Source organism: Nocardia sp. NPDC058480 (assembly GCF_042720495.1).
Taxonomy (GTDB): Bacteria; Actinomycetota; Actinomycetes; order Mycobacteriales; family Mycobacteriaceae; genus Nocardia.
This window is the reverse complement of record NZ_JBHXMN010000001.1, coordinates 553,888-566,753: the sequence shown is the minus strand read 5'-3', so window position 1 is coordinate 566,753 and position 12,866 is coordinate 553,888. Positions and strand designations below refer to the sequence as shown.

Below are 12,866 nucleotides of genomic sequence, written 5' to 3'. Positions count from 1 at the left end.
AAACCTCGACTCGTTGGTGACGCAGGTCGCCTCGGAGTTGATGGGTGTCGACGCCACGACCATGGTCGTGGCCAGCGAACGCGTCCTGGCGAGCCTGGTGGACTACTTCGACGTGGACATCGCCTTCCTGCGGCACACGATTCACGAGCTACGCCAGACGGTGCTGATCGCCGAGTGGCCGCGCCGACCGTACGTGCCCGACCCCGACCCGTTACGGGTCATCGAGTTCGCCAAGGCGGATTCTTTGTTCCTGGCCAGCGAGCACGCCGTCGAACCGATTCTCGTCAGCCGCGGCGACGAATACCCCGACTACCAGGAGATGATCCGGCAGACCACCGGCATGCCATCGATGGTGACCGCGTGCGTCCCCTTGGTCTCGCGCGGGGTGTCCACCGGCGCGCTCGGCTTCGTCCGGCGCGGGGATCGTGCGTGGACCACCCGTGAGGTCAATGTGCTCAAGGCGATCGCCGCCCTGTTCGCGCAGTTGCAGGCCCGGGTCGAAGCCGAGGACCGACTGCGCTACATCGCCTCGCACGACGATCTCACCGGCCTGGCCAATCGGCGCGCACTGCTCGAGCACATGGAGGAACGGCTCGCGCCGGGCAACGATGGCCCGGTCGCGACCTTCTTCCTCGATCTCGACCGGCTCAAAGCGCTCAACGACTTCCTCGGCCACAACGCGGGCGACAATTTCATCCGCACGCTCGCGGCCAGGTTGCGCGAGAACTTCGGTCCCGAGGACATGATCGCGCGCCTCGGGGGCGACGAGTTCGTCATCGTGCCGGCCAAGACGATGGACGCGGTGGCCGCCGAATTGGAAGCGAACAGGATCCAAGAGCTGGTCGGGCGCCGGGTCTCGGTCGGGCAGGAGTCGGTGAGCCGTGGGGTGAGCGTCGGTGTCGCGCTCGGTGTGCCCGGCGAGACGACGGTGTCGGACGTGCTGCGCCGTGCCGACCACGCGTTGCTCTCGGCGAAATCCGGTGGCGGCAACGGCATCGCGGTGTTCACCGACGCCATGCGGGTCCAGTTCGAACTACAGGACGACGTCGAGGTCAACCTGCGCAGCGCGGTGTCCGACGGGTCGATGGTGCTGCACTATCAGCCCGAGGTCGATTTGCGGACCGGGCGGATCGTGGCATTGGAAGCGCTGGTGCGCTGGCAGCATCCGACCCGTGGGCTGTTGCCGCCTGGCGCGTTCGTCGCCGTCGCCGAGGCCACCAACCTGGCCGGCGAGCTCGGGCGGTGGGTAATCCGTTCGGCCTGTTCGCAATTCGCCGATTGGCGCCGCCGTGGGCTGGCCGCCAATGTGGTGATCCGGATCAATGTGTCGCCGGTCCAGCTGGTGAGCGCCGACTTCGTCGAGCGCATCGAGGACATACTTCGCCTGTACGGCATCGATGGCAGCTCGGTCTGCCTGGAAATCACCGAACACGTCGTCGTGCAAGATCTGGTGCGAACCAGGCTCACCCTGCGCGGCCTCAAACAGATGGGCGTACAGATCGCCATCGACGATTTCGGTACCGGCTACAGCTCGCTCTCGCATCTCAAGGCGCTGCCCGTCGACGCCGTGAAGATCGACCGAGGTTTCGTGCAGCGGCTCGGTGACAGCGACGACGACCTGGCGATCGTGAAGTCGATCATCGGGCTGGCCGGGTCGTTCGGCCTCGGCGTGGTCGGTGAGGGTGTCGAGACGCCGATGGCGGCCAGAACGCTGGTCGGCCTCGGCTGCTACCGCGCGCAGGGGTTCCTGATCGCCCGGCCGATGCCGGGCGGTGAGGTCGAGGCGCACCTGCGTGAGGGCCGTATCCCGCTCGACCTCGACCTGCCGCGTGCGGGCCGAGGCGTGGCGTCGAACTGAATCGCGGCGATGCCGTCCGACGAGTGGCTGCTGGTGGAGACCCTCACCTCCGGTAGCGAACCCACGGTGGTCGCCGCGGGGGCGCACCCGAGGCACTGGTCCGGGCTCGGCTCGCTGCGTCGCGTTCTCGGCCCGTCCCGCGCGCGGATCGCGGCGGAGGCGGTGCGGCATTGTCGCGCGGGCGGGGGACCGCGGCGAGTGGTCGAGGCGGACACGGTGGTCGTGACCGAGCCGGTGCCGTGCGCCTTCGGCGGCGTCCACGGGGTGCGGCTGTGGGCCGGGGCCGTCGATGCCCCGATCCCGCCACCGCGGCGGGTCGCCGCGTGGGACTGGGAGGCCGACACCGAACTCGCCCATCACGGGCCGGGCCTGGAGGAACTCGTCTTCGCCAGGGACCCCGAGCGGGTGCGGGTGATTCGCACCCCGCCCGAAGCGTTCGGCCGGATGGCCCGCTTCGACGGGCGTATCGACTATTTCGCGATGGTCGCGCGAATCGACGACGGTGGACAGTGGCAGGGCGAGGTCGACATGGCCGGTGACGACGACGAGGTCCGCCACTTCCAGATGATCGCTAAGGCGGTGCCGGAACACCGCCGGATCAGCGCGCTGATGCACGCGATTCCCGAGCTCGACACGGCACAGCCCGCCGCCGATCCCGACGCGGCCATGCTGCGCGCGGTCTCGCAACGCAGCGGCGTCGGCGTCGGCATCATCGAGCTGACCAGCGCGCTCATCTACGAGTGGGCAGGTCCGCCGCCCCCGCCGCTGGATCGCTGGCTGGTGGAGCGGCCCGCCATCGACCCCGGTGATCTGGCCGCGCTGCGGGCCGCGTGTCACGACCTGGCCCGTACTCCCGGCAGCACCCGGCGGCTGGCGCTGCGGGTGCGGTTCGCGCAGGGGGAGTGGATCGCGGCGCAGGCCGAGTTGGTCGCCGTGAGTGCGTCGGCATCCGGGCACGGGTTGCTGCGGGTCTGGTCGGTCGACGAAGGCCGATCCGCCTGAGCCCGGCCGCTCTGGTCGTCGCCGAATCGGGTCGGATCGTGCGCGGGTGACCGCGCGGCACCGGGTGTCCGCGCCCATGAGGCGCATCTTTCGACGCTGTTCACCCGCCGTTCTTCGGGCAGGACCCGTAGGTAACCCGCGCGGCGCGACGATCGGCGTGTGCGCATCGTGCAGCTAGCCAATTTCTATGGCCCGCGATCGGGTGGGTTGCGCACTGCCCTGCACCACCTCGGTGAGGGATATGCGACGGCCGGGCACGAAGTGGTGCTGATCGTGCCGGGGTCGCGTCGTTCGGAAGAGGTGCTGCCCACGGGCGCGCTGCGAATTACGTTGCCCGCAGTGGGAATTCCGTGGACCGGTGGTTATCGGGCGGCTGATCCGCGGCGGGTGGCCGATGTGCTGTCCGGGCTGTCGCCGGATGTGCTCGAGGTCTCCGACCGGCTCACGCTGCGCGGTTTCGGCCGGTGGGCGGGGCGTCGCGGGGTGGCGAGCGTGATGATCTCGCACGAGCGCCTCGACCGGCTGCTCGGCCAGTTCCTGCCCGGACCCGCCGCGCGCCGCTGCGCCGATGTCGCCAACCGCCGCACGGCCGCCGATTACGACATGGTCGTGTGCACCACCGATTTCGCGCGCGAGGAGTTCCTGCGGATCGGTGCGCCGAACGTGGAACTGGTGCCGCTCGGCGTCGACCTCGACCTGTTCAGTCCACGCCGCCGTGACCTCGGCCTGCGCGCCGATCTCGGTGTCGACGGGCATCCGATGCTGGTGCATTGCGGTCGGCTGTCGGTGGAGAAGCGTGTCGACCGCAGCATCGAAGCGGTCGGTGCCCTGCACCGGGCCGGGGTACCCGCCCGACTGGTCATCGCCGGCGACGGTCCCCGCCGTGAGTCACTCGAACGCCGGGCCCGCACGCTCGCCGCCCTGCCCGGTGGTGCACCGGCGGTCCACTTCACCGGCTTCATCAACGACCGCGCCATGGTAGCGAAACTCCTTGCCACCGCTGATGTTTCACTGGCGCCAGGCCCCCACGAAACCTTCGGCCTTGCCGCCCTGGAGGCATTGGCCGCTGGCACCCCGGTAGTGGCCAGCCGCTCCTCCGCCCTGGCCGACATCGTCACCGCCGAATGCGGAGCCATTTCCGCCGACCGCCCCCGAGCCTTCGCGCGAGCGGTCACCGACGTCCTGGCCATGCCCACCTCCGGCCGCCGCAAGGCCGCCCGCTCCCGCGCCGAGCAGTTCGGCTGGCCGCGCGCGGTCGCGGGGATGCTGGCGGTACTGGGGCGCTGAACGTTTCTGAGCAGCCGCGCAGGCCGACATGCCCCTGGCTGGCGGTGTCACCAGCGACGACCATTGTGGCCAAGGCCGCCGCGCAGGAAGCGCGACTACTGCGCGCTCGAGGCCGATCCGAGCGGCCGACCCGCGAACGCGTGCTCGGCATCGACCTCGAAGCACAGGGTGCCGCTCGAGTCTAATTCCAGGCAGTCAGCAGATCGGTCGCTGCGGCGCTCAGAGCGGCCTGGAGGTAGGGGCCGAAGCTGATGCGGGCAACTCCGAGGTCGGCGAAGTGGTCCTTGGCCGGGGTGCCCGGCTGGCCGATCGCGTTGACCGGCAACGGCAGGTCGGTGGTGAGTCGGCGCAGGTCAGCGTCGGCGTGCCTGCCGACGGGGTAGAGAACGTCGGCGCCGGCTTCGGCGGCCAGGGTCAGCCGGGCGATCGCGCGGTCGAGGCGGTCGGCCTCTTCGCCGTCTTGGCGCAGGAACAGGTCGGTGCGGGCGTTGACCACGACATGCACGCCCGCCGCGTCGGCGGCTTCGCGCAGACCGCGGACCAGGTCGGCGTGTTCGGCGGGCGAACGCAGGCGCTTGCCCTCGCTGTGGACCGTGTCCTCGATATTGAGGCCGACGGCGCCCGCCGCGAGCAGGCCGTCGATGAGCTGGAGCGGTTCGAGGCCGTAGCCGGATTCGATGTCGACCGAGACCGGGAGCTCGACCGAGCCGGTGACCTGGGCGACGCGGGCGAGCAGTTCATCGAAGCTCATGCCCTCGCCGTCGGCGCGGCCGATCGAGTCGGCGACCGGATGGCTGCCCATGGTCAAGCCCGAAAAACCGGCAGCCACAGCGACATTCGCCGACCACGCGTCCCAGACGGTCGGCAACACCACCGGATTTCCCGGACTGTGCAGTTCGAGCAGAGTCTTCGCCTTGGCATCCAGAGAGGTCATACCCGCGATGATGCCCGAGGCATCCGGCTACGGCTATACGCAGCCGGATTTCGGCGGGCAGTTCACCTGTACATCGAGCACGCGCGCGCCGGGACCCTCCGCGCCGAGCCGGTCGTGCTCGTTGACGAGTTTGCACGAGCCGAGCGAGAGGCAACCACAGCCGATGCAGCCGGTCAGGTTGTCGCGCAGGCGCACGAGCTGGGTGATGCGGTCGTCGAGATCCTCACGCCAGGTCGTCGACAGGTTCTCCCAGTCACGGCGCGTGGGGGTGCGACCTTCGGGGAGTCGATCCAAGGCCGACCGGATCTCACTGAGTGGGATGCCGACACGTTGCGAGATGCGGATGAAGGCGACCCGGCGCAAGGTTTCGCGAGAATATCGACGTTGATTGCCGCTGGTTCGACGGCTCGATATGAGACCTTCGCGTTCGTAGAAGTGCAACGCGGACACTGCAACTCCACTACGATCTGAAAGCTGCCCGGGGGTCAGCTCCTTCGTTTGCCAATCGGCCGTCGTCATCTATAGCTCCTCCCACTACCACCTAAACAATACTTTAGGTATTCGTGTCGTGTACGAAAATGGGCGGACCGGTTCGACAGGTCTCCGACATCTACGCGCCACGCATCCCGGCGACTGCGGGTCGGAGCGTGCCGACCTGGCGTTCTCGCATTACATTTTGCAGATGGGAACTGCCCCCGATTCGCGTCTGACCGTCACCTCCGAGGTCGGTCAGCTACGGACGGTGCTGCTGCACCGCCCCGGCGCAGAACTACGCCGCCTCACCCCGAGCAACAATGACCAACTGCTCTTCGACGGCATCCCCTGGGTCGAACGCGCGCAAGCCGAACACGACGCCTTCGCCGCCGTACTGCGCGACCGCGGTGTGGAAGTGCTGTTACTGGCAGATCTGCTGACCGAAACCCTCAGCGCCAGTGGGGCAGCCAGGATCCAGGGCATCTCAGCGGCGGTCGACGCCCGCAGACTCGGCCACGGCCTGGCCGACCAGCTCGCCGCCGAACTGCGCAAATTCGACGCGGGCGAGCTCGCCGACATCCTGATGGCCGGGATGACCTTCGACGAGCTGCCGTTCGGCCCCGACGCCGCCTCGCTGGTCCGGCGGATGCACCACGGCGGCGACTTCGTCGTCGACCCGCTGCCGAATCTGCTGTTCACCCGCGATTCCTCGTTCTGGGTCGGCCCGAAGGTGGCGATCACCTCGCTGGCACTGCCCGCCCGCAGTCGCGAGACCTCCATCACCGACCTCGTCTACGCGTTCCATCCGCGCTTCCTCGGCGTGCGCCGGGCCTACGAATCGCATACCGCGCCGATCGAGGGCGGCGATGTGCTGCTGCTCGCCAAAGGTGTTGTCGCCGTTGGCGTCGGCGAGCGGACCACACCCGCGGGTGCGGAAGCGTTGGCGCGCAGCCTGTTCGACGACGATCTCGCGCACACCGTATTGGTGGTGCCGATCGCGCAGAACCGGGCCACCATGCATCTGGACACCGTCTGCACCATGGTCGACACCGATGCGGTGGTGATGTATCCGGGCGTGCGGAAATCGCTGGAGGCGTTCACGATCCGCCGCGAAGACGGCTTCACCAGTCGCGGTGACCTCGAACGCATCAGCATCACCGGACCCGAACCCTTCCTGCCCGCCGCGGCCAAGGCGATGGGCATCGCGAAGCTGCGCGTGATCGACACCGGCCGCGAGGGACCCGACGCCGAACGTGAACAGTGGGACGACGGCAACAACACCCTCGCCCTCGAACCCGGCGTGGTCGTGGCCTACGAACGCAACGAGATGACCAACTCGCGCCTGATCGAGGCCGGTATCGAAGTAGTCACCATCAGCGGCTCGGAGCTGGGCTCCGGCCGTGGCGGCCCCCGCTGTATGTCCTGCCCGCTGTCCCGAGACGAGGTGTGAGCACCGTGTTCCACGTCGAGCTGTCCACCGATTCCGCCCAGCCGCCCTATGAGCAGCTGCGCATGGCCGTGATCGAACAGGTCCGCGCGGGCACGCTCACCGCGGGCACCAAGATCCCCACAGTCCGCGCGCTGGCCGTCGACCTCGGCATCGCCCCCAACACCGTCGCCCGCGCCTACCGCGAGCTGGAAGCCGACGGCGTCCTCGAAACCCGTGGCCGCCAAGGCTCTTTCATCGCCTCCTCCGGCGACCCCACCCGCGACATCGCCAGCCGCGCCGCCGTCGACTACGTCACAACCATCCGACGACTCGGCCTCGCCGACGCTGACGCCATAGACCTGGTCAACAGAGTCCTGAACACCTGAACAACGCGAGAACATGGGTAACTCACCGGGTACGGGCTGACGCTGCGACCCTATAGCCGCCGGCCGCGTCCAAACGAACCAACCACCTGAGCCCGGCCTGAATACACGGAGAGGCGGGCCAGCTACCGCCAGCTCGGCAGCCAGAGATGGTCTTGCCAGTTCTGCGGTGTGATCGCCTGACCCGTGAGGATCGGCCACAGCCAGACGAAGTTCGCGATCACCAAGCCCAGATAGATGCTGACGATCAGCAACCCGAGCGCGTACCGCTCGTTCACCGGGGCGGGCAGATAGGTGCCCGTCGGACTGCGCGGTATCCCCGCGGGTCTGGCCGACCCGAGGATGTCACCGAGTGCCAGCGCCATCCCCATCACCAGGAACGGCGCGAGCACTACCGCGTAGAAGAAGTACATCTGCCGGTCCAGCGTCACGAACCATGGCAGCAGCCCGGCGCCGTACCCCACCAGCACCGCCGCGTAACGCCAATCGCGGCGAACGATCGAACGCCATGCCATCCAGCCGATGAGCGGCAGCGCCAGCCACCACAGCGCGGGCGTGCCGACGGCCATCACGGCCTTCACACACTGGGCCTCGCCGCAACCGGTGACCGTGCCGTCGGCGTAGTAGTAGAGCATCGGGCGCAGGCCCATCGGCCAGGTCCACGGCTTGGATTCCCACGGATGGTGGTTGCCCGCCGAATTGGTGAGGCTGGAATGGAAGTCGAGGGTCTCGCCCTGGTAGTGCCAGAGCGAGCGCAGCGCGTCGGGCAGGAACGCGAACGCGCCACCGCTGCCGACCTGATTGCCGACCGCGTACCGGAACACCCCGCTCTCGCTGGCGAACCACGCCCAGTACGAGGACAGGTACACCACCAGCGGGATCACCACCAGCGCGTACAGCGCGGGCCCCACATCGCGGACCATCGTCCCCAGCCACGGCTTGCGCACCCCGTACGCGCGTCGCGCGCTCACGTCGAAGGCCACGCTCAGCAGGCCGAAGAACATGATGTAGTAGATGCCCGACCACTTGGTGCCGCACGCCAGGCCGAGCAGCACACCCGCGCCGAACCGCCACCAGCGCACGCCGAGTCGCGGACCCCAGTCCGAGATGCCGACCCGCCCGGCCAGATCCGCGCGAGCCATCCGCTCGCGGACTTCGTCGCGGTCGACTATCAGACAGCCGAAAGCCGCGGTGACCAGCAGCGACATGAAAATATCGAGCATGCCGATGCGCGAGGAGACGAAGGTCAGGCTTTCGGCGATGAGCAGCACACCCGCGAACGCGCCGATCAGCGTCGACCTGGCCATCCGGCGCACGATCCGCACCACGAGCAGCACCAGGATCGTGCCGGCCAGCGCCGCGGTGCCGCGCCAGCCCCACGCGTTGTAGCCGAATATAGCCTCACTGATGGCGATGAACTGTTTGCCGACGGGTGGGTGCACGACCAGGCCGTAAGCGGGGTTGTCCTCCACGCCGCCGCCGGTGACCATCTGCCAGGCCTGTGGGGCGTAATGCTTTTCGTCGAAGACGGGGGTGCGCGCGTCGGTCGGATAGTTCAGGTTGACGAACCTGGTCAGCGCGGCGATGAAGGTGAGCGCCGCGGTGACCACCCAGCCACGCGCGGTGTCGAACGGGCCGAAATCGGGGGCCGGGCGCCGCGGCGCGGGGCTGACCAACGCCGACACGGGACGCGACGGGGGCATCGCGCGCTCATCGGTCACCGGGATCACGCCCCGATCGTAGGCGGTGCGCCCATCGAAGTCCGACCCGACACTGCCGCCCCTGTTCCCCATCACATACGGCCGATCGCCGCACCCCGGTGACCTGACAGAATGGTCGGGCGTCACCTGCATGTGCCGCTCGCCGCTCGCCTGCGGCCCAAGATACCGGAGAGGCGGGACAACACTGTGTTGGTCTTAGCGGCTACCCCGATGGGTGACATCGGCGACGCGTCCCAGCGACTGCGCGACGCGCTCGGTTCGGCCGACGTGGTCGCCGCCGAGGACACCCGCCGCACGAAATCGCTGGCGAAGGCACTCGGCGTCGAGATCACCGGCCGCGTCGTCAGCTTCTACGACCACGTGGAAACCGCCCGCATCCCCGCCCTGCTCGACGACATCGCGAGCGGCCTGACCGTTCTGCTGGTAACCGACGCGGGCATGCCGTCGGTGAGCGACCCCGGCTACCGCCTGGTCGCCGCCGCCGTCGAACGCGACCTTCCGGTCACCTGCCTGCCCGGCCCCTCCGCGGTCACCACCGCACTGGCCCTGTCCGGCCTGCCGGTGGAACGCTTCTGTTTCGACGGCTTCGCCCCACGCAAGGGCGGTCAGCGCCGAGAGTGGTTGCGCACCTTGACATCCGAGCAACGCGCCATCGTCTTCTTCGAAGCCCCCCACCGCCTCGCCGACTGCATGGCCGACGCGGTCACGGTCCTCGGCCCCGACCGCCGCGCCGCCATCTGCCGCGAACTCACCAAAACCTACGAGGAAGTCGTCCGCGGCACCCTCGGCGAACTGGCCGCCTGGGCCGCCGACGGCGCCCGCGGCGAGATCACCGTGGTTCTCGAGGGCTCCCAACCGGTTTCGGCCGAGCCTGCCGAATTGGTCGGCGAGGTCGAGACTTTGGTAGCAGGCGGCATGCGACTCAAGGACGCCTGCGCCGAAGTCTCCGCCGGTCGAGGCGCCTCACGCCGCGAGCTCTACGACGCAGTCCTGGCCGCCCGCTCGGAGAGCTGAGCGGCATTCAGCTCGAAAGCTATTGATAGGCAATACTCTCCGTCAGTGTTGTTGACATGCGAATATTGCTGACAATCCGATGTGGCGGCGTACGGTGTGGCTATGGCCGAGCGACCGACAAGCCCGCACGACGCCCTGTGCCGCCGCATCCTCGGTCGACCGGAGAACGCCGCCTCGGAACTCAAGTCGGAACTGCCGGACTCGTTTGTCGCACAGGCGGACTGGTCGACGTTGAAGCAACTGTCTACCGGATTCATCTCCGCCCAGCTGACACCCCGGTATGGGGACATGCTGTTCTCGATCGAGGTCGAGGGTCAGGAGACGTTCGTCTACTACCTGATCGAGCATCAAAGCAGCACAGACAAACTGATGGCCCTGCGGTTGATCGAGTACATGGTCGCCATTTGGACCCGCTACGTCAGCGAGCACCCGCAGACCACCACGGTGCCGTTGATCATTCCGCTGGTCGTCCACGCCCATCCGAAGGGGCGCCGGTGGCGGGCGGAAACGGAACTGTCGCTGTTGTTCGACCTCTCCCCACTGGTGCGTGAGTCGCTGGGTGAACTGGTGCCGCGGATGCGGTACGTCATCGACGACATGGCCGCTACCGACCTAGTCGAACTCCGTAAGCGCCAGCTCACACCGGCGGTAGTGGTGATGCTCTACGTGCTGAAGGTCGCACCGGGGCGCACAGACGCGGGCGCGCGGTTGTTGCCGCTGGTGAAGGACCTATCGGCGATGTTCGATGGCCCGAATGGTCGCAACGACCTGCGAGCGGTGGTGGAGTACATTATGAATGTCAGCGACACCGAGCCGGCGGACTTCGATCCGTTGCTCGAGCAGCTGGGACAGCAGGCTAAGGAGGCCATCGTGACAACCGCAGAAATGCTCGAGGCGCGCGGTGCGGCGAAGACCTTGATTCGGCTGCTCGGTCACAAATTCGGTGAAGTTCCCGAGTGGGCGATCGCTCGGGTCCGGTCAGCGAGCGCAGCGGAACTGGACAGGTGGACCGATCAGATTCTGACCGCGACCAGCGTCGAGGACGCCCTCAACTGAGTCGTCGATGGAATTGCTCGCCTGATTCAGCATGCGGCGACTCGGCGAGGGGTTGAGTTCACATCGCTGAAACTGTGGCGCACGGTGAAACCGTGCGCCACAGTTCGTTTCGGCTATTCCTTGGGCTCGATATAGCGCGGGAAGACCGGTTCCGGTGCGGGCAGGTCGAGGCCGGGGGCCAGGGGAGTGGCGATGTCGGCGAAGGCGCGGCCTTCCTGGGCGAGCAGGTCCAGGATCTTGGCCGCCGAGCCCGGCATCACCGGTTGGACCAGGATGGCCACGATGCGGACTACCTCGAGGGTGACGTAGAGGACCGTCGCCATGCGGGCCAGGTCTTCCTCGGTGCCCGACTTGCGCAGCGCCCACGGCGCGTTGGCGGAGAAGTAGCGGTTGGTTTCGCCGAGGGTGAGCCAGATGGCTTCCAGGGCGAGGTGCATCTGCTGGACGTCGAACTCGGTGCGGCACTTGGCCAGTAGCGAGTTGGCGCGGTCGAGCAGCGCGCGGTCCTCGTCGGTGAACTCGCCGGGTGTGGGGGACTTGGCGTCGCAGTTCTTGTTGACCATGGTCAGGCTGCGCTGGACCAGGTTGCCGAACTCGTTGGCCAGGTCGCTGTTGATGCGGCCGGCGATGGCGTCGTTGCTGTAGCTGCCGTCCTGGCCGTAGGAGATCTCGCGCAGCAGGAAGAAACGCACCTGGTCGAGGCCATAGGTGGCTACCAGCGAGAGCGGGTCGACGACATTGCCCGTCGACTTCGACATCTTCTCGCCCTTGTTGTACAGGAACCCGTGCACGAACACCCGGTCCGGCAGTTCGATCCCCGCCGACATCAGGAACGCGGGCCAGTACACCGTGTGGAACTTGGTGATGTCCTTGCCGATGATGTGCAGGTTGGCAGGCCAGAACTTCTGGAACGCGGTGGAGTCGGTGTTCGGAAAGCCCACGCCGGTCAGATAATTGGTGAGCGCGTCGACCCACACGTACATCACGTGGTCGGGCGCGCCGGGGACCGGGACACCCCAGTCGAAGGTGGTGCGGGAGATCGACAGGTCCTTCAGCCCGGACTTGACGTAGCTGAGGATCTCGTTACGCCGCGTCGAGGGCGCGATGAATTCGGGCCGCTCCTCGTAGAGGGCGAGGAGCTTGTCCTGATACTCCGAGAGCTTGAAGAAGTAGTTCGACTCCTCGGACCAGGTGACCGGGGTCTTGGTCTCGGTGGACTCGCGGGTGCCGTCGGCGAGGAGGGTGGTCTCGTCCTCGTTGTAGAAGGCCTCGTCGCGCACCGAGTACCAACCCGAGTAGTGATCGAGGTAGATGTCGCCATTGGCGAGCATCCGTTCCCAGATGGCGACGCTCGCGGCCATGTGGTCGTCATCGGTGGTGCGGATGAAGCGGTCGAACGAGATGTCGAGTGCTTTGTCCATCGCCTCGAAGACGTCGGAATTGCGTGCCGCGAGCTCCTGCACCGGGATGCCCTCGGTAGCCGCGGTCTGCTGCATCTTCTGACCGTGCTCGTCGGTGCCGGTCATGAAGAACACGTCGTAGCCGTCGAGTCGCTTGAAGCGGGCGATCGCGTCGGTGGAGATGTACTCGTACGCGTGGCCCATATGCGGCACACCGTTCGGGTACGCGATGGCCGTCGTGACGTAGAAGGCGGGCGCCTCGGCGCCTTCGGCTGCACTCACGCCTGCGCCTCGCTAGCGCTCGGCGC

At 67.6% G+C, this 12,866-nt stretch carries 12 protein-coding genes; 8 read left to right on the top strand and 4 right to left on the bottom strand.

Features of this window, described 5'->3' with window-relative positions; genetic code table 11:
- Nucleotides 1-40 precede the first annotated feature (40 nt).
- From ACFWO8_RS02690 to ACFWO8_RS02675, 4 genes are all read left to right on the top strand, one after another.
- A complete protein-coding gene (locus ACFWO8_RS02690; protein ID WP_378943087.1) occupies nt 41-1,858 on the top strand; it encodes a putative bifunctional diguanylate cyclase/phosphodiesterase in 1,818 nt (605 codons plus the stop codon).
- 9 nt (nt 1,859-1,867) lie between these two features.
- On the top strand, nt 1,868-2,860 hold the full coding sequence (locus tag ACFWO8_RS02685; protein WP_378940778.1) for a GAF domain-containing protein: 993 nt from the start codon (nt 1,868-1,870) through the stop codon (nt 2,858-2,860).
- Nucleotides 2,861-3,019: 159 nt separating this feature from the next.
- Nucleotides 3,020-4,147 carry a glycosyltransferase gene (locus ACFWO8_RS02680; RefSeq protein WP_378940776.1) on the top strand — a complete coding sequence of 376 codons (1,128 nt, stop codon included), beginning with the start codon at nt 3,020-3,022 and terminating at the stop codon, nt 4,145-4,147.
- A gap of 44 nt (nt 4,148-4,191) precedes the next feature.
- Nucleotides 4,192-4,332: a hypothetical protein gene (locus ACFWO8_RS02675; RefSeq protein WP_378940774.1), complete on the top strand. Its 141-nt coding sequence runs from the start codon at nt 4,192-4,194 to the stop codon at nt 4,330-4,332.
- Here ACFWO8_RS02675 and ACFWO8_RS02670 read toward each other — a convergent pair.
- A complete protein-coding gene (locus ACFWO8_RS02670; RefSeq protein WP_378940772.1) occupies nt 4,329-5,081 on the bottom strand; it encodes an isocitrate lyase/phosphoenolpyruvate mutase family protein in 753 nt (250 codons plus the stop codon). The two genes, ACFWO8_RS02675 and ACFWO8_RS02670, sit on opposite strands and share 4 nt — an antisense overlap.
- 33 nt (nt 5,082-5,114) lie before the next feature.
- Nucleotides 5,115-5,600: a redox-sensitive transcriptional activator SoxR gene (gene soxR / locus ACFWO8_RS02665; RefSeq protein WP_378913453.1), complete on the bottom strand. Its 486-nt coding sequence runs from the start codon at nt 5,598-5,600 to the stop codon at nt 5,115-5,117.
- A 163-nt stretch (nt 5,601-5,763) separates the two neighbouring features.
- Between soxR and arcA the strand changes: the two genes are divergently transcribed.
- Nucleotides 5,764-7,005 carry an arginine deiminase gene (gene arcA, locus ACFWO8_RS02660; RefSeq protein WP_378940769.1) on the top strand — a complete coding sequence of 414 codons (1,242 nt, stop codon included), beginning with the start codon at nt 5,764-5,766 and terminating at the stop codon, nt 7,003-7,005.
- On the top strand, nt 7,002-7,370 hold the full coding sequence (locus ACFWO8_RS02655; RefSeq protein WP_378940767.1) for a GntR family transcriptional regulator: 369 nt from the start codon (nt 7,002-7,004) through the stop codon (nt 7,368-7,370). Before arcA ends, ACFWO8_RS02655 begins: the two co-directional genes overlap by 4 nt.
- Nucleotides 7,371-7,492: 122 nt before the next feature.
- On the opposite strand, the gene ACFWO8_RS02650 is transcribed toward ACFWO8_RS02655, so the two are convergent.
- Nucleotides 7,493-9,097 carry a dolichyl-phosphate-mannose--protein mannosyltransferase gene (locus ACFWO8_RS02650; protein ID WP_378940765.1) on the bottom strand — a complete coding sequence of 535 codons (1,605 nt, stop codon included), beginning with the start codon at nt 9,095-9,097 and terminating at the stop codon, nt 7,493-7,495.
- A gap of 177 nt (nt 9,098-9,274) precedes the next feature.
- Here ACFWO8_RS02650 and rsmI point away from each other — a divergent pair, with 177 nt between their 5' ends.
- Nucleotides 9,275-10,102 (top strand): 16S rRNA (cytidine(1402)-2'-O)-methyltransferase, encoded by an 828-nt coding sequence (gene rsmI / locus ACFWO8_RS02645; protein WP_378940763.1) that lies wholly within the window; start codon nt 9,275-9,277, stop codon nt 10,100-10,102.
- Nucleotides 10,103-10,204: 102 nt separating this feature from the next.
- Nucleotides 10,205-11,158 carry an Rpn family recombination-promoting nuclease/putative transposase gene (locus ACFWO8_RS02640; RefSeq protein ID WP_378940761.1) on the top strand — a complete coding sequence of 318 codons (954 nt, stop codon included), beginning with the start codon at nt 10,205-10,207 and terminating at the stop codon, nt 11,156-11,158.
- A gap of 113 nt (nt 11,159-11,271) precedes the next feature.
- On the opposite strand, the gene metG is transcribed toward ACFWO8_RS02640, so the two are convergent.
- On the bottom strand, nt 11,272-12,840 hold the full coding sequence (metG, locus tag ACFWO8_RS02635; protein WP_378940759.1) for a methionine--tRNA ligase: 1,569 nt from the start codon (nt 12,838-12,840) through the stop codon (nt 11,272-11,274).
- Nucleotides 12,841-12,866: the final 26 nt, after the last annotated feature.